This window comes from Paenibacillus sp. cl6col (assembly GCF_900102125.1).
Taxonomy (GTDB): domain Bacteria; phylum Bacillota; class Bacilli; order Paenibacillales; family Paenibacillaceae; genus Paenibacillus_B; species Paenibacillus_B suaedae.
Genome location: NZ_FNAZ01000004.1, coordinates 422,123 through 439,802 on the forward strand (window position 1 = coordinate 422,123; position 17,680 = coordinate 439,802).

A 17,680-nucleotide genomic window follows, 5' to 3' on the forward strand; every position below is an offset into this window, starting at 1 on the left:
TGTTTTTATGTCTCTCTGTATCGCGGCAGCGCAATCGTTACAGTCGTCCCCTCATTCTCGATGCTGTGAAAGGTCAGCGTTCCGCCATGCATAGCAACAATATTGGACACAATGGCAAGCCCCAACCCTGTCCCGCCATCCTTGCGGGTTCGCGCCTTATTGGCTCGATAGAACGGCTCGGTTATATGGGGAAGATGCTCAGGGGCAATGCCGATGCCGGTATCGCTAATGCTCAGCTCGCAACAAGGGGTGTGTGATGATGCACGCAGTTTGATGCTGATCGTTCCCTGTTCCGGCGTATACCTTATGGCATTGTCCAGCAGGTTATGGAGGATCTGTTCGATTCGATTTTGATCGGCTTCAATAATAAGCTCGGGATCAAGATCAATCTCCAATGCAATGTGCTGCTGGACAAGTATGTGTCTGTATGTCATCAGCACGTCCTCAATAAGCTGAGCATACACCAGATGGGTGATGGCAAGCGGATAGGCATTGTTCTCCAGCTTGGCCAGCTCTAGCAGATCATGAACTAGCCGCTGCATGCGGCCGGCTTCGCGGTGGATCAGGCTGATATAGCTTCTCTGATCTTGTTCGGATTCGACAACCCCATCCAGAATCGCTTCGCTGTACCCCTTCACATAGCTGATAGGGGTCCGCAGCTCATGGGACACGTTCGCGAGAAATTCTTTTTTGCGCTTATCCTCCTCGGCAACGGCACATGCCATCTGATTGAAGGCTTGTCCCACCTTGCCGATTTCATCATGTGTTGTAATCGGAACACGTTCCGCATAATTGCCATGTGCCATCTCATGGGCAGCGGACTCCAAGCGTCGAAGGGGCTGCGTGATGCGGTTGATTAATGTTCTGCCCACTACAAGGGATAGGAGCACGAAGCATACGGTGATCGGAATGAAAATGCTGGTCAGTTCCTTATTCATTTCCATAATGGTTGCAAGCGGGATGTACAGGAATAAGATGCCTTGCAAGCGATTGTCGTCCAGCAGCGGGATGCTGACAGATAGAATCGTGCGGCCGAAGCGTTCCTCGAACCCGGACTTGGTGACGGGGTTGCCCTGAAGGAGCTGCTGGCGATCCTGCTCGCTGATGAGGGAGTCATATTCGACTTCGAAGGGAAGGCAGGCGCTTAACTCGCGCGGGTTCGTGACAAGAAACACCTCCGAGTCAGACATCTTGTTGTACCAATCGATCTGATCGCGCAGCTTGGCGGTGACCTCTCCACCGCTATAGTTGCTTGCAAGGCGAAACCCTTCCAGCCGCAGTCCTTCATCTACCTTTTCGACATAGTATTTTTCATAGAAATAGTGAGTGAGCGCATACGAAAAAGACACGGTTCCGATAATCGCCGCGCACACGATAAGCCACATTTTCTGTGCTAAGGTTAGCTGCTTCATGCCATTTACACCTCAAGTTTATATCCGATGCCCCACATCGTTTGAATGAATTCACCCACATTGCCGAGCTTAATGCGCAGTGTTTTGATATGTGTATCTACAGTTCTAACACTGCCCTCGTAATCGATGCCCCACACGTGCTGCAGAAGCTGCTCGCGGCTGAGTGCTTGACCGCGGTGGCGGCATAAGAAAAGGAGAAGCTCGAATTCCTTCAAGGTGAGGGCTAAGGGCTCGCCGCATACCTTGACCGTTCTACCTCGTTCATTGATCTCGATTTGGCCGTATAGCTGAACCGTTTTGTCTGCTGCAGATTCTCGATTGACCCTGCGCAGAACCGCGTCGATGCGGGCGATCAGCTCGCTTGGACTGAACGGCTTTACAATATAATCGTCGGCACCGATTTTCAGGCCATAGACACGATCCCATTCTTCTCCTCTTGCCGTTAAGAAGACGATTGGCACGTTAGAGGACTGGCGTATGTTCAGACAGAGCGTGAAGCCATCCAGAACTGGCATCATGACATCGGCAACAATTAGATCGATGGACATGGCAGACAGAATCTCTAGCGCTTCCTCGCCATTCGCGGCTTGGTACACCTCGAATCCAGAGCTTTTCAAATACATATGCACGAGTGCTCTCATATCTTCTTCATCATCGATAATGAGCAATCGAGACTGGTTCATGCTTGCTCTCCTCCTTGCGCTTATGAGTTGGACATAATCTGGAATGGGCCTTGGCCCACGGGAATGATTGAGCTGACGGTGAGTGAGTTGGGATCGATGACGTAGATCTCATTGCTATCATAACTAGCGATGTATAGATTTCTGCCAATTTCCTTCATCTCGAACGGGTTGGCGCCAATTTTGATCGTGCCAAGCTCTGCGCCGGTATTCCGCGCGAACTTGCGAAGCGTGCTGGATCCGTGGCTCAGTGCGAATATGCCTGTATCCGTCTGTGCGAAGCTTACGGGCATATAAGGAGCTGGGATGCGCCGAATAAGCGAACCGGTATCCATGTTGTACACATGGATGTCCGACTCAACTTCAGCCCCGCTTCCGTGGCCGCCAACCCACAGCTCACGCCGATCATCCAACAGCAGACCGCCAGCCGAAGATTCGTTAATGCCGAATGTTTGTACAACTTTTTGCAATCGAGTATCTATAATGGACATCGTCGTATCGTCGAAATTGATGACGTACAGCTTGCTCCCGTCCTTCGCCTCATACATATGCAACGGCTGCTTGCCTACAGCAACCTCGTACTGAAGCGTGCCGTCCAGCCGGAAAGCGCGAATCGATTTATGATGCTGATCAACAAAATAGACAAATTGCTTCGAATGGGACAGCAGCGCATTGGCCGCTCCTTTGCCTACGTCCCATGTCTCGATCTGCTTTCCCGTAGACAATTGGTAAATGAGAGCCTTGTCCGCCTGCTTGCCGTAGACGAGCAATTGATCCTGCGCAAGGAATAGGGCGCCGCTAAGCGGGAAATCGAGCTGCCATGCCGCCGATACCTTATTGCGGACAGGATCAAGGAAAGAGAGACTATGGTCCTTCACATTGACGCTGACGATAATAGGCTGCTGCTCTATAGGCTGGAAATCGTTCTTGCCGCACCCGGTGAGAACAAAAGCAAGAGTGAGCGGAACAAACAAAGGCAAAAATGTGCGTAAGAAAGGTGCAAGGCGCATAAGGCGCTTCCTCCTGTATTTCAAAAAATGGAATATAGCAACATTATAGCGGCTTTAGACACAAAATCTGATCAAATCTATGAAGTTTTGTACTTCTTTTTGGAAAATTGCAACATAAAGTTCAACAATTCATTTCACTTCCTTCACAATCTCCTCACAATTGCTTGCTAGCATTTGATCTGTCAATGAATTCCATCGTGGAGGGTGTTATATGAAAAAGGGGTTAGCTATTTTTATTTGTTCGATCATGATGCTGAGTATTCTTGCTGGATGTGGCGGTGCAGACCATGCGGGAGAGAAGGGCGAACAAGCTGCGGCGCCAGTTGAGGGGGCAGCGGCTCCGAATACGGGGAAGGAACAAGTAAACCAAACGACTGAGAATAAGGCACAACTCAAGCAGGAACTGGCTGCAGCGCATGCGGAGGAGCCAACTCATGAGGACTTATGCGCCTTTTGCCAAATGAAAATCTATTTGAGAGAAGAAGATATGGGGATGTTTACAGCGCAAATGCAGACAGCAGATGGTCAGCATCTCTATTTTGACGATGTCGGCTGCTTATTGAATTATGAGCGAGATATGAAAGAGAAGCCGGCTGCATCCTGGGTGAGAGATTATAGTACATTAGAATGGGTGACAGCAAAGGATTCAACTCCGGTAAAGGCGGATATTAAGACACCGATGAAATATGGCTATGCGTTGTTCGCTACGCAGGATGCAGCGCAGAAGTTCGTGTCGGACAATCAAGCCCTGAAGGGCAAGGAAGCATCGTGGAAGGAAATTGATGAAATCTCCCACCAACGTTATTTGAAGAGGAAAGAGAAAATGAAAAACGGCGGCATGCACAATGGAAGCATGAACAAATCAATGGACCATGGCAATAATGGGGACGACAAGCACAAAAGCGATGATAAGCAAAAAAATGATGGCAAACACTAAAGTGATAACAAATACTAAAATGATGGCTCTGAAGGATAACAAACACTAGTGATGAGGATTAAAGAAAATCTGTCAGACATAGTCGATATAAGTTGAAAAGGTGTCAAGGTAACAATAATAATGATGGATGAATCAAAATAAGTCCCACCTGTTGCAAAGCAGCGAGCAGGTGGGACTTATTGCTACAAGAGAAGCAGCAGCATTGCGACGAGTGTCGTGGCGGTTAAGCCGATGATCACCGGGACAAGGTTGCGGCGTGCCAGCTCGAACGGGCTGATGCCACAAATAGCTGCTGCTGGTATGAGCGCCCATGGGATTAGTGTTCCCCCTCCGACCCATATGGCGGCAACTTGACCGAGTGCAGTCAGGGTATCTGTCCCGCCGCCAATGGCGGCCCCGAACAGGGACGCTATGGAGCCGGCAAGCGAGATGCCGGAGAATCCTGACCCATCCAATCCTGTAATAGCTCCTACAATGGTGAGGGTAATTGCACCGATGGCAGGGTGGAGTGGAACGCTGTGTGCAAGCGCCAACCCTAGATCGTTCACAATCCCATGCGATGCCGCGGGCAGAGTTTTGCCGAAGATTTCGAAGAAGGCAGAGTCTCCTAAATAGAAGAATGCGGCGATTGGAATGACAGGGCCGAATACTTTGAAACCAAATAGAAAGCCGTCCACGAGGTAGCTGGTTGTCTGTTCAAATGCTTGCTTGCGATGGGTGAGCAGGGTAACGACGATGAGTGTGATTGCAGCGGTTCCGCCGATAAGCGCCGTTGCTTCCCCACCCTGAAGATTTAGCTGGAACAGCATGATGACGTCGATGACGAAGAGCAGGGGAATGAGAATGGCTAGAGTTGTTTTGGCAACGGGAGATAAGGGAATACGGGGAACATGGAAGCTGCTGCGGTCGTCATTTTTGGCAAGACCGGTACTCATGGTCAGAAGACCACACCCCATATCGCGGCGCATCATCCAGAACGCTACGACCGTGGTGACGACACCCATGACCATCACAAGCGGGATGCTGGCTTCCAGCACGCTCTTAACAGGCAATCCGGCTGCATCCGCGGTAAGCTTTGGTGCGCCCTGAATGACGAAGTCGCCTGACAATGCGATACCATGTCCGAATAAATTCATAGCCATCGCAACAGCAAGAGGAGGCAGCCCTACGCGAATTGCTGCTGGCAGCAGCACCGCACCAATAAGAGCGACACCTGGCGACGGCCAGAAGAAGGTGCTGATGACGACCATAACTATCCCAAGTGTCCAATAGGCCATCGTGGGACCGCGCATTAGCTTGGTGAATGGAGATACCATCGTTTCATTAATGCCGGACGCGAGCAGCACACGGCTCATCGCGACAATAATCGAGATGATGAGAATGGTGCCAAGCAACTCCTTAATGGCATAAATAAAGCTGGTAAATATACCGCTGACCGCTGAACTGACCGAGGAAGTTGCCAGCAAGCCGAGCAGGAATATCCCCGCCATACATACAATGGTCGTATCTCTCCGCATGACGAGGAAGCCAATAATTAACCCAATGAACAGCAGATACACCCAGTGTATCCCGACGAGTGTAACGACCAATGGAATCGCCTCCCATAATGTAAGCGTTAACATAGGTTTCGGAAGCGTGGAAGCTCTTCGAATTATGTGCTTCATACTATGCGGATACCTATCATTTGGTCATCATCAGGCGGATGAGAGAGGACGCGAGTCGTTCACATTTGCATTTAACCGGAAGATACAGCCAGCAAGCGGCGTGTCCTTGCATAGCCCTGTGCTAATCGCTACATATGGCAGGCACAACTAAATGCCTGCCATATGAAGGACGCGCTTCAGCTTGTCGATGTCGACGATCAGGTTATCAAAGCCAGCGAGCTGCTTTGGCGGCTGCTCGATATTACATAGAACCTCATAGTAATTCATACCTGCATAATTGCTAATTTTCCAAAAGTAACCATCCATAACTGTTAACGGCGTCAGTTCGATCAATGTAGAGCCTGGATTGCAGAACACGGTATTAATGCTCCCGCTTCCGAACGGCGAAACGATAACTTGCGCTGAAGAATAAATTGCAATCTTTTCAGCCGTGGACAGTGGTGTAAGCACAATGCGGACGAAGCCCTTCTCGGCCAAAACTTGCATGACTTCTTCTTCATTAATGACGTGTCGAACGAACGCATCTTGACGGCTAACGTAGATTCGCTCATAGCCAGGACGAGGAGCAATGGAAGCATTTTTCAGACGGGTGCGAATGTATTGACTGGCCCAGCTCGGGCATCCGCCAATAAGGAATGGTACGGCCGGCACGACCAGCTTGTTTGCGACCAAATGGAAATCGTTACGGTCAACCTGTATTAACTTCTCCATCGGAAAGCCGAGCATTTGCAGCGATTCATATTGGAAAGAATGTGTCAGTTGGCCAACCAAATATTTGTCGATAGCGATTCCGCTCTGCTCCAGCAAATGAATGCGGGTCAAATAATCAAAAAACCAGTGCCCGAAAATAGCTTGGTGATATGCATAGCCGGGAATATTCCAGCCCCACATTAATGTGGCTACAGTTTCTGATGTATATTGCGGCTCAGGAAGCTCATTGAACGGGTAAGGATAAGGGGGGAGTTCTACGTCTTGAAGCCGGCGGTGGTCAGGCGTTACCACATGACCGCTTCCAGTCATGACCCTTCCCCCTGGTATAACGGCCACGAATGCTTCATCAAAGTGACATATAGATCCCCATCGAGGCGTGTCTACTCCTTTGGGAGGAGGAAGAATAATCGTTTCTGCCGGGTAAAGCACACGATATCGTTCTTGAAATTGTTGAGGGTTAACAGCGGTTCCAGCAGCCCAGTCTCGTGTTCGTAGATAAGTCTGATTCGGAAATATATTCATCACTCCAGCCCTCCTTTGCAAATTGCTACAGTTGCATATGCCACGAATAGCAGAACTCTATGAATAGAGTATGCAACAGAATAAGGGGCAGCAAGGGCAAGTCAGAAGGGGAAGATGCACATTTCACATATACATCCAGCTTGAAATGAGAAGCACTGGCCGGAAAAGGGGAGTTCCTCGCCGGTACAGCAGCTTTTTTGGCTTTTTTCGATGCTCTATGTTTCTGCTCGGTACGTCTTGCCGAGCTCAGTGCCAAGTCCGAAGTAGTGGCGGAAGTTATAAATAAGCGGACTCCATTTCCGCGGATCAATATGGTTATTCCCGATGAGAATATCCTCATGGGCATGAACGTGAACGGCTTCCGTCTCGACAATCGCCATGAACGGAGTGTGTTCAGGAATGCGGATATGTCTCACATTCGCCTCGATCTGAATGGGGCACTCTGCAATACGGCTCGGCTGTACGGCAGTTGATTCAGTTGGCGTCAGTTCGCTCACTCCATATTTATCTGAATGATAGTGAATTCCGATGTGCTGTTTGAATTCGGGAACCTGCTGCTTTCCTGTATAGGGAGCCAGCTTCTCGACATTGCCCCACAGCTCAGGGCTCGGAACGTTGATGACGCATTGCGGATGGCGCTGAATATTTTCAATCGCTTTGCCTCCAAGTCCAATCCCTAGTACAATACAATTTCCTAAGGCCCAAGATGAAGACAAGGGGCTTATATTGGTGGTTCCATCTTCATTTAATGTGTTCAACAATATGACCGGAGTTCCATAATACAAAACTTTCGGCTGAATGCTTCTTGCAGACATCCTCTTCTTCATCATTTCCATATTCATTGTGCCTCCTATGGTTGGGTTCTTTGTTCATACCTCTGCATTGTAAAACGTAAATAATTCCATTATCATCGAAGTATGAAATACAATCGTGACAATCAAGGAGGGGAATGTCGTGTCTAGACAAATGGATGCCAATGCAGCTGTCATCGCTTCGCTTGTCAGCGATTGCTCTCGTGCTGCTATGTTGACGGCACTGTTGGATGGCCGATTTCACCCAGCGAGCGAGCTTGCTTCTATGGCTGGAATTAAGCCGCAAACTGCCAGCTTCCACTTGGCCAAAATGATCGAAGCCGATGTCATCACGATGGAGAAGCAGGGGCGACACCGCTATTACGGCATTCGGAATCAAGAGGTCGCTCATGTGATGGAGACTTTACTATCGATTGCGCCTCCTGTTCCGATCAAGTCATTACAGCAGCACAATGAAGATAAGAAAATCCGTTATGCGCGCACTTGCTACGATCACCTCGCCGGGCGTGTGGGCGTACAGGTGACTGAAGCTCTTCTTCGAATGGAATTGATGGAAGATGTCGGGGAGACTTATCAGATTACAGAGCAAGGCGAGGCGTTCTTCACGGCATTTCATATAGATCTGGTAGAGACGCATAAGAAACGGCGCGCCTATATATTGAAATGCTTGGACTGGAGTGAACGCCGACATCATCTAGCGGGAGCCTTAGGCAATGCCCTATTGGAAAAAATGCTAGAGAAGGGCTGGCTCGAGCGGCTGCCGAAGACGAGAGCTATTCAGGTAACGGCAGCAGGCACGATAGGATTTCAGGAAACGTTCGGTATTGATGTAGATATGAAGCATTTGGTGTAAAGGGGTGTCCTCCACAGATGCCATATCAGAGGAAGCAACAGTAACAGTAACTGAAGTAACAGTAGCAGAGTCTGAGGATAGAGCTAGTCTATTACCTATTCTAGCCATACATTACTTACAGGTACTTCTCTTTTTTTATACACTTATAAAAAAGCCCCCTTATGCTTTATTGGAGGAACACACTAGGTGTCCAGCCAATATCGTCGATAAGGGGGCTCTTCATGTTGACCATGTTGGGCCGAGATTAATTATAGTTACGCGTGCGAGCGCTCTTGCGCGATCATTTGGCGAAGAACCGTTTGCAGGATGCCGCCGTTATGGTAGTAGTCGACATCGACCATGCTGTCGAGACGAACTGTTACCGGGAATTCGAATTGCGTACCGTCTTCGCGAGTTGCCACAACTTGCAGAGATTGACCTGGCTCCACGTTGTTGGACAAGCCTACGATGCTGAATGTTTCCGTTCCAGTCAAGGCGAGAGTCTGCCAGCTGTTGCCGTCTTGGAATTGAAGCGGCAGAACGCCCATGCCGACCAGGTTGGAACGGTGGATACGTTCGAAGCTTTCGGCGATAACAGCTTTTGCGCCGAGCAGGTAAGTGCCCTTCGCAGCCCAGTCGCGGGAGCTGCCTGTACCGTATTCTTTACCAGCGATTACGATTAGGTTTGTACCGTCTGCTTGATACTTCATGGAAGCATCATAGATGGACATCACTTCATCCGTAGGCAAGTACTTCGTTACGCCGCCTTCTGTGCCTGGCGCGATTTGGTTGCGGATACGGATGTTTGCGAATGTACCGCGCATCATGACCTCATGGTTGCCGCGGCGGGAACCGTAGGAGTTGAAGTCCTGACGAGTTACGCCATTATCGATCAAGTATTGTCCAGCAGGGCTGTCGACCTTAATATTGCCGGCTGGCGAGATATGGTCAGTCGTTACGGAATCGCCGAGCAGCGCTAATACCTTCGCGTCGCGGATATCTGCAATATCGTTCAAATCAGAACCAAGGTTCGAGAAGAACGGAGGATTCTGAATGTACGTGGACTTCTCATCCCACTCGTACAACTCGCCTTCTGGAACCGGAATGGAGTTCCAACGCTCGTTTTGAGTAAATACATTTTCGTATTTATCACGGAACATATCCGGTGTAATCGCTTGAGCAACAGCTTCCTTGATTTCTTCGGATGTTGGCCAGATGTCCTTCAAGAATACAGGTTCATTGTTGCTGTCGTAGCCAAGCGGCTCGTTCGCAAGGTCAATGTTGACTGTACCCGCAAGTGCATATGCCACAACCAGTGGAGGAGAAGCGAGATAGTTCGCCTTCACCTGAGCATGGACACGGCCTTCGAAGTTGCGGTTACCGGACAAGACAGCGGCAACGGTCATATCCTCATCTGCGATTGCCTTGCTTACTTCGTCAGGAAGCGGACCGGAGTTGCCGATACATGTTGCGCAGCCGTAGCCGGCAACATGGAAGCCGAGCGCTTCCAGCGGCTCGATCAAGCCGGATTTGTTCAAATATTCGGTAACGACAAGGGAACCAGGCGTCAAGCTGCTCTTCACGTAAGCAGGCTTCTTCAAGCCACGCTCTACCGCTTTCTTTGCAACTAGACCTGCACCGATCATTACGCTAGGATTGGACGTATTCGTACAGCTAGTGATAGCCGCGATTACGACAGCACCTGTCTTCAGCTGTGTTGTCTCACCGTTCGGATGAGTAACCGCAACTTGCTGTTCGATCTTCTCGTCGCTCAGACCATATCCACCCTTATCGATCGGCGTGCGCACGATATCAAGGAAGGATTGCTTCATGTTCGTCAGCTCTACACGGTCTTGCGGACGCTTCGGACCAGCCAAGCTTGGTACGATCGAGCCGAGATCCAATTCAATGACATCTGTGAATGCCGGATCTTCGGTAGCCTCCGTGCGGAATAAGCCTTGGGCTGTATAATAAGCCTTCACGAGCTCGATTTGCTCTTCGGAGCGGCCAGTCAAACTCATGTAGTTCAATGTCTCTTGATCAACAGGGAAGAAGCCGATCGTTGCTCCGTATTCTGGAGCCATGTTCGCTACAGTTGCACGGTCAGCCAAGCTGATGTTCCCAAGGCCTGGACCGAAGAATTCAACGAACTTGCCGACTACGCCCTTCTTGCGCAGCATTTGGGTAACTGTCAGTGCAAGGTCAGTCGCCGTAGCGCCTTCCGCCAAGCTGCCTGTCAGCTTGAAGCCGATAACCTCTGGTGTAACGAAGTAGAGCGGCTGTCCGAGCATGCCTGCTTCTGCTTCAATACCGCCAACGCCCCAGCCTACAACGCCAAGACCATTGATCATCGTCGTATGCGAGTCTGTACCAACGAGCGAGTCAGGATATACTTCAGTAACGCCGTCAACCTGCTTCGTAGCCGCTACGGAAGCGAGGTATTCCAAGTTCACTTGGTGAACGATACCTGTTGCAGGTGGTACCGCACGGAAGTTGTCGAACGCCGTTTGCGCCCAGCGAAGGAAGCGGTAGCGCTCTTCGTTGCGCTCAAATTCCACGTTCATGTTATATTCGAGTGCATCCTTAGTGCCGAATGCATCAACCATGACAGAGTGGTCAATAACGAGATCGACCGGAACAAGCGGATTAATTTGCTTCGGATCTCCACCGGCTTTTTTCACCGTATCCCGCATCGCTGCCAGATCGACAACAACGGGTACGCCTGTGAAGTCCTGAAGCACGATACGTGCTGGAATGAATGGAATCTCTTTATTCTCATCACGGCCATTCGCCCAATTGGCGATCTGGTTTACGTGATCCTTCGTAATGGCGCGGCCGTCGAATTGGCGCAGGGCTGCTTCAAGCAGCACCTTGATCGAAAATGGAAGGCGGGAAATATCGTTGCCTTGCGCCTCGAACGCTTCCAAGCTGTAGTAGCGATAGGAATGATTGCCGACGGTTAACTCGCGTGCTGTAGAAAAAGCATCTGTTCTTGCCATAGAGAAACCTCCTTCTTGGTTCTGTGTTCATCTCTTGCTTGGTGATGCATCTGATTCACGTGTGCTGGCAGGTATGCAGATAGTTAATTTTTTTCTATTAGTTCCACTAGATGAAACGTTATTTCATAATTGCTTCACATCTCCAGTATAGCGTGTTCCCGTATGAGCGTAAAGAGGTTTTTCTGCATAAAAATGCCTAAATGTACGTGCTTTTCGCACATATTTGTGATGTCTGGTCGTTTGTTCGATAAAGAGCAGATTCGTAGCCCTAAGCACACAATTGATAACCGTGCTTCCCAAGGTCATTCCACAGGACATGAGCGATGTGGATGACGCATATATATGGTAGCAATATTCCGCGGCTTTCAAGGACGGTTGTCCGCCGGAGGCGCGCCCGTACAAGGAGGCAGTAGCATGCGGCAAGATTGGAAAAATACGCTGTATCTCTATGTAGATCAGCACAATCGCTCAGAAGTGGATGATCGGAATTATGCGGTTCAGGCACCTATCGAGGATATGGAGTATGTTATGAAGGCCAGCGAGCGGGCCAGAAGATTGAAATTGTGGTATCGCGAACGCGGAACAACACCGCTTAAGAGCGAGACAAAGGCTAAAATCGTACGCAAGCATGAAGGCGATGGAGAAGTGGCTGTCGACGTAGAGTTCCACGTCCAGCGCGAGTATGACCAGCAGGGTGTGTCCTTGTTCGATGAGCGAATTGACATCGAGCGATTGACACTGAACCGAGACGGTGACAGCTGGATTATTACACGAGTAGAAACACCGGCCCATGAGCGTCATGGCAGCAAGCTGGATGACGAGAATCATGAGGCGCAGCATTATGCTGAGAGGCAGAACCGCTCGATGCCCCTATTGAATTATGATGTGCTAGGCATGAATATGCGGCCGCAGAAGTCTTCCCCCTATCGGCGGGAGAGAGCGGTACAATATGCAGAACAATGGTGGAACGAGCCTAATCCCCGTTTTCTGTCGTTTGAGGTCGATTGCACCAATTATGTCTCCCAATGTCTCTTTGCAGGGGGGGTGCCTATGAACTATACTGGTAGAAGAGAAACGGGCTGGTGGTATAAAGGAATGGTCAACGGTCAGGAGAACTGGAGCTACAGCTGGGCGGTCGCGAACAGTCTAGAGCGCTTGCTTGCTAATAGCGCATCTAGCTTGCGAGCAGTGCTGGTTGCACAGCCAACTGATCTGCAGCTTGGCGACGTCATCGCCTATGATTGGGATGGAGATGGCCATTTCCAACACACGACGATCGTAACTGCATTTGATGCAAACGGCATGCCGCTCATTAATGCGCATACGACGAACAGCCGTCACCGTTATTGGGACTATCAGGATTCCTACGCGTGGACTGAGGCTACGCAATATCGCTTCTTCCATATTATTGATGCTCTGTAGAGGAGCAGCATGGACAGCGTAGGAGGGACAACAGGCGCTTGATGCGCTGACGGAGGGAATTATGGGACAACAGGAGAAGATGCGCGTCGGCTTGGTGTACGGCGGCAAATCAGGAGAACACGAAGTATCATTATCGACGGCATTTGCCGTGATGGGAGCAATGGATTACGAGAAGTATGATATTATTCCATTCTATATTACAAAGACAGGGGAATGGCGCGTAGGAGAATTGCGTCATCAACCATTTAGCGATAAATCAGAGCTGACATTAGAAGGCGCTGCCGGTTACACGAAGGACGCAATGGAAATGCTGTTCGCTCGGGTCGACAGCACCGGAAATGCGGGGAACGGCATCGATGTTATGTTCCCGCTTATTCATGGAACGAACGGGGAAGACGGAACGATCCAAGGCTTGTTCGAAATGGCGAATGTGCCTTATGTCGGCGCAGGTGTATTGGCATCATCCGTAGGTATGGATAAGGCTGTCATGAAGCAGGTATTTGCGCATGCCGGCTTGCCGCAATGCAAATATGTTCACTTCATTCGCAGCGAATGGGAGCATCATCAAGCCGATGTGATGGCCAATATTGAATCAGAACTTGGCTACCCATGCTTCATTAAGCCAGCTAACTTGGGTTCGTCGGTAGGCATTTCGAAGGCGCGCAATGATGCCGAGTTGAAGCAGGCAATCGAGGTTGCGCTTCGCTATGACCGCAAGGTAATTGTAGAAGAGTTCGTAGACGCTCGCGAAGTAGAAGTCAGCGTGCTTGGCAATGACGAAGCAGAAGCATCCGTGCCAGGCGAAATTGTGTCTTCCGGTGAGTTCTATGATTACAAAGCAAAATATATCGATGGCAAATCGCAAATCGTTATTCCTGCTCCGCTGGACGAGGAGCTTCTGGATCGCCTGCGAGAGATGGCGGTACTTGCATTCCGAGCGATTGACGGCTCAGGCTTGTCTCGCGTCGACTTCTTCGTACGGCGTTCGGATATGCAGGTATTCATCAATGAAGTGAATACGATGCCCGGCTTTACGCCTTTTAGCATGTATCCGCTCATGTGGAAGGAAACAGGGGTTGCGTACGGAGCGCTGCTGGATCGTTTGATTCAATTAGCGATGGAACGCTACAAAATGAAGCAGCAGCTTTATTTTGAAAATGTATAAGCAGAAGGTGCTGCTTGAGATATTACAGGTTACGAATACGGAAATTGTTTCACCTAATTAAATAGGAAGAAATAGAATGGGCTGTCTTGTGAGTAGAGCGACTACTTGCAGGGCAGGCCCATTTTTTATGGTAATAACGAGAATGCATATGGTCTATCCAATTGCGGTCGATTTTATAAAGAAAGTATGAAATCCGAAGGATGCAGCTTAGGAACAATTATAATGTGGGCAAGGAGCGAGGTACACATGAATGCGAACATATTACTTGTCGAAGATGATAGAGAAATCGCGAGAATTGTTAGAGATCATTTGCGTCGGGAAGGATACGAGGTCACCTGGTCTTCCACAGGACTGGAGGGGTGGGAGGACTTCCGCATTGGTACCTATGACATGGTTATCGTAGACTTGATGCTGCCGGAGATGGATGGGTTCACCTTGTGTAAAAATATCCGGCTGTCGAGTAACGTTCCGCTTCTTATAGTAAGTGCGCGGCTGGAGGATGAGGTCAAGGTACAGGGCTTGAAGCTCGGGGCGGATGATTACGTGACGAAGCCGTTCAGCTTGTCCGAGCTTACGGCTAGAATCGATTCGCATCTGCGAAGATTCAAGCGTTATACGGATGGGGCAGAAGCCTCAACGGACAGCTTGTCCTTCGAGGGTGGGCTCGCTATTGATGAGAAGCACCAACTTGCAAGCATGGGAGATCAGTCCATCACCCTAACAGCCAAGGAATGGGCACTTCTCGTACTTCTTGCTCATCACCCGCAGCGTGCGTTTACGAAGAAGGAGCTATATGAGCATGTATGGCAGCAGGCCGATGCGGAAGGCAACAACACAGTGTCTGTTCATATTAAGAGTCTGCGCATGAAGCTTGGAGATGACGTACGCAATCCCACTTATATACAGACGGTGTGGGGAACGGGCTATCGGTTCATTGGTGAGCAGCGCAGATGAAGATTACACATTGGCTGATGATCACTTGTCTTGTCGTTATGATCCTGCCGCTCGTGGCATTCGCTGCTTTGTTCGGGCTGCTGCAGTCCTATGATGAACGGGAAGGATTAGCCGAATATATGGATGTGATGGAGCGCCTAAGTGAAGTGGAGCAGGTTATAGCAGCGCCTTCGCTGTATCGCATCCAGCCGCAGGACAAGTTCCAGGCGGTCAGTCGAGTCGCTGACCACTCGCTCAAGATCACGCTATATCGGGCAGATGGCGTTCAAGTATTTACATCGATGGAGAACAAGCTGCTTCCATCCATGTATCGTGTCAATCCAGAGCAATTGTACGAGAACCTGTACAAGCTGGAGCAAAGCCATGATACGTATACGTTGAAAAAGCCCGTGTTCGAGAAAGGAACACTTATTGGGTTCTATGAAGTCACGATGGTGCGCGAAAAATGGCTTAACGCCTTCCAATATAGGACGTATATCGTCATTGGTTGTGCCGTGCTGTTTTTTATTGCCCTATATGGCGCGGCGCTCTTTGTTATTCAGCGGAAGTTGAATCTTCCAATGAAGCAGTTGATGCGGCAGATGACTGCATTTGCACGCAATGAGCTTGTTCCTGATATTAGCCGCAGCTCCAAGGACGAGATGGGAACCCTGATTGCCCATTTTTACGACATGAGAGAGCAGGTTGGGCAGGCCAGAGCGCAAATTGCTGCGGAGCAGCAGGAGCGGGATTACATGGTCGCATCGTTGTCCCATGACCTGAAGACGCCGCTTACCTCCATTCGAGCATATGCGGAATCGTTGCAGCAAGATAAGCAAGTAACAGCGGATGAGAAGAAGGAATACTTCGGCATTATGCTTGATAAAATCGGCTACATGCAGCAGATGCTGGACGATCTGGCGACCTACACAGCACTTCGTTCTACGGAGAACGGGGATGGGCAGGAGCAAGTCCTCGTGGACGGGGAAGAACTGTTCGATATGCTGTTCTCGGGATATGATGCGGTTTGTGCGCAGCGAGGCATTCATCTCGACATTCGAAATGAGGTGGCCGGCGTCTATCCATTCCATGCGAAGCAGATGATGAGACTCGTGGATAATTTGATGGGGAATGCAATCCGGTATACGCCGTATGGGAAAACGATTTGGCTGGGGGCTTTTTCAGAGAATCAGCCGCTGCCGGAATGGTTGTTCCCGGCGTTTGTTGACCGTGTTCAGGTTTGGAGAGGGAATGCGCTAGTGCTGCTCGTTCAGAATGAAGGCGAAGAGATAGAGACACAGCATATCGAGAAGCTGTTCCAACCCTTTTACCAGGCTGACCAGTCGAGGACGAAGTCTCGTACTGGCGGAGCATCAGGACTAGGACTTAGTATCGCAAATATGATCGCGGAGCGGCATGGCGGGAGCATCGGCGTATGGTCGGCTGCGGCGCATGGCACATTATTGGCCTGTCGATTTAGTTACGAACAAGGATCAGACAGAGAGGATGAATGAAGATGATGTTCCGATTTGCAGGCAGTCTATTACTAGCAAGCAGCTTGATCTTTACAGGCTGTACCAGTTCGGTGAAATTGAGCGGGGAACAACTCGTGAGTCAAGCGCTGGAAGCGGGTAAGAAGGAAGTCTCCTACTACGCGGAAGGTGTTACGGTTTCTTATGAGAACGGCAAAGAAACTGAGCGTTATATCCTGAAGGAATGGTCGGATGCAGAGACGAAGAAGAAGCGGGAAGAAGTAATTAAGGACAATGAGCGAGCCATATCTGTGAGTGACGGCAAGCTGATTACGGTATGGGATGAGCATAATCGGCAAGCGTTCAAAATGGACGTAGGTGACGGGATGCGGCCGATGACGCAGCGGGAGCAGTTGAAAAATATGCTGGAACATTTGAACAAATCGTATCGTATTGAATCGATGGGAGACGAAAAAGTCGGCGAACATCAAACGGTTCATATTAAGGCTTCATCCAAAAAGAAGAATGCCCTGCTGAAGCAAATGGAGTTATGGGTCGATCAATCTACTTGGATGGTGATAAAGAGCAAAATCGATAGCGGTGCGGTCAAATCCACTTTCGAATATACGAAGCTGGATATGGCGCCGAAGTTCACGGCAGATACGTTCCAGTTGAGCATACCGAAAGATATTCCGGTGCGTGACATCAATGAGCTGAACCCGGCGAAGCAGGTATCACTGGAGGAAGCGAAGAAAGCGGCAGGAGCTCCATTTCTACAAATAACGGATAAGGATTTTTCGTTGAAGAAGATAGAGCTGGCGCAGTTAGAGGAAGAGATGAAGCGTACGGAAATCTCTTTGGAGTATGACAAAAACGGTATATCTTATGTAAGTGTCAGTCTGTTCAGAACCCCTGCTGACGCACAAAGAGATTTGGGCACGGCAGTAACGGTGCGAGGAAAATCAGGATGGTATTGGGACGAAATACACTCGCTTACGTGGGACGAGGATGGATTCCGTTACACGATGATTCCGTCGAACCCAGATGTTACGCAAGAAGAACTAATCAAGATTGCAGAGGGCATGAGTAAATAAGTCCCGATGGTGGGA

14 protein-coding genes are annotated in these 17,680 nt (G+C 49.7%); 7 read left to right on the top strand and 7 right to left on the bottom strand.

Annotated elements, in window-relative coordinates:
• Positions 1-5: 5 nt before the first annotated feature.
• Genes BLS15_RS13730 through BLS15_RS13740 form a run of 3 tightly spaced genes read right to left on the bottom strand, consistent with a single transcriptional unit; the run spans position 6 to position 3,102 of the window.
• The gene (locus BLS15_RS13730) at positions 6-1,412 is read right to left on the bottom strand and encodes a sensor histidine kinase (protein ID WP_090512048.1); all 1,407 of its coding nucleotides are present in this window, start codon (positions 1,410-1,412) and stop codon (positions 6-8) included.
• A 5-nt stretch (positions 1,413-1,417) separates the two neighbouring features.
• Positions 1,418-2,095 (bottom strand): response regulator transcription factor, encoded by a 678-nt coding sequence (locus BLS15_RS13735; protein WP_021256115.1) that lies wholly within the window; start codon positions 2,093-2,095, stop codon positions 1,418-1,420.
• 20 nt (positions 2,096-2,115) lie between these two features.
• Positions 2,116-3,102, bottom strand: coding sequence for a YncE family protein (locus tag BLS15_RS13740; RefSeq protein ID WP_021256114.1), 987 nt, complete (start codon positions 3,100-3,102; stop codon positions 2,116-2,118).
• Positions 3,103-3,313: 211 nt separating this feature from the next.
• Here BLS15_RS13740 and BLS15_RS13745 point away from each other — a divergent pair, with 211 nt between their 5' ends.
• Entirely contained in the window at positions 3,314-4,039 is a 726-nt protein-coding gene (locus tag BLS15_RS13745; protein WP_021256113.1) for a nitrous oxide reductase accessory protein NosL, read from the top strand.
• A gap of 182 nt (positions 4,040-4,221) precedes the next feature.
• Here the strand turns inward: BLS15_RS13745 and BLS15_RS13750 are convergent, their stop codons facing one another.
• The 3 genes from BLS15_RS13750 to BLS15_RS13760 form a co-directional block, all read right to left on the bottom strand.
• Positions 4,222-5,628 (bottom strand): hypothetical protein, encoded by a 1,407-nt coding sequence (locus tag BLS15_RS13750; protein ID WP_028533621.1) that lies wholly within the window; start codon positions 5,626-5,628, stop codon positions 4,222-4,224.
• 222 nt (positions 5,629-5,850) lie between these two features.
• Positions 5,851-6,936 carry a glycosyltransferase family 61 protein gene (locus tag BLS15_RS13755; RefSeq protein WP_021256111.1) on the bottom strand — a complete coding sequence of 362 codons (1,086 nt, stop codon included), beginning with the start codon at positions 6,934-6,936 and terminating at the stop codon, positions 5,851-5,853.
• 215 nt (positions 6,937-7,151) lie between these two features.
• Positions 7,152-7,772, bottom strand: a complete 621-nt coding sequence (locus BLS15_RS13760; protein WP_021256110.1) for a flavin reductase family protein — start codon at positions 7,770-7,772, stop codon at positions 7,152-7,154.
• A 130-nt stretch (positions 7,773-7,902) separates the two neighbouring features.
• On the opposite strand from BLS15_RS13760, the gene BLS15_RS13765 reads away from it, so the two are divergent.
• Positions 7,903-8,601 (top strand): ArsR/SmtB family transcription factor, encoded by a 699-nt coding sequence (locus tag BLS15_RS13765; RefSeq protein ID WP_090512155.1) that lies wholly within the window; start codon positions 7,903-7,905, stop codon positions 8,599-8,601.
• Positions 8,602-8,855: 254 nt separating this feature from the next.
• Here the strand turns inward: BLS15_RS13765 and acnA are convergent, their stop codons facing one another.
• Positions 8,856-11,579 carry an aconitate hydratase AcnA gene (acnA, locus tag BLS15_RS13770; protein WP_021256108.1) on the bottom strand — a complete coding sequence of 908 codons (2,724 nt, stop codon included), beginning with the start codon at positions 11,577-11,579 and terminating at the stop codon, positions 8,856-8,858.
• Positions 11,580-11,993: 414 nt separating this feature from the next.
• Here acnA and BLS15_RS13775 point away from each other — a divergent pair, with 414 nt between their 5' ends.
• From BLS15_RS13775 to BLS15_RS13795, 5 genes are all read left to right on the top strand, one after another.
• Positions 11,994-13,001, top strand: a complete 1,008-nt coding sequence (locus BLS15_RS13775) for an amidase domain-containing protein (protein WP_021256107.1) — start codon at positions 11,994-11,996, stop codon at positions 12,999-13,001.
• A 61-nt stretch (positions 13,002-13,062) separates the two neighbouring features.
• Positions 13,063-14,166 (top strand): D-alanine--D-alanine ligase, encoded by a 1,104-nt coding sequence (locus BLS15_RS13780; protein WP_021256106.1) that lies wholly within the window; start codon positions 13,063-13,065, stop codon positions 14,164-14,166.
• Between the two features lie 246 nt (positions 14,167-14,412).
• Positions 14,413-15,120, top strand: coding sequence for a response regulator transcription factor (locus tag BLS15_RS13785; RefSeq protein WP_021256105.1), 708 nt, complete (start codon positions 14,413-14,415; stop codon positions 15,118-15,120).
• A complete protein-coding gene (locus BLS15_RS13790) occupies positions 15,117-16,613 on the top strand; it encodes a sensor histidine kinase (RefSeq protein ID WP_021256104.1) in 1,497 nt (498 codons plus the stop codon). The genes BLS15_RS13785 and BLS15_RS13790 overlap by 4 nt, the downstream gene beginning before the upstream one ends.
• 2 nt (positions 16,614-16,615) lie before the next feature.
• Complete coding sequence (locus BLS15_RS13795) at positions 16,616-17,665, top strand: LolA family protein (protein ID WP_028533626.1); 1,050 nt, start codon at positions 16,616-16,618, stop codon at positions 17,663-17,665.
• Positions 17,666-17,680 lie beyond the last annotated feature (15 nt).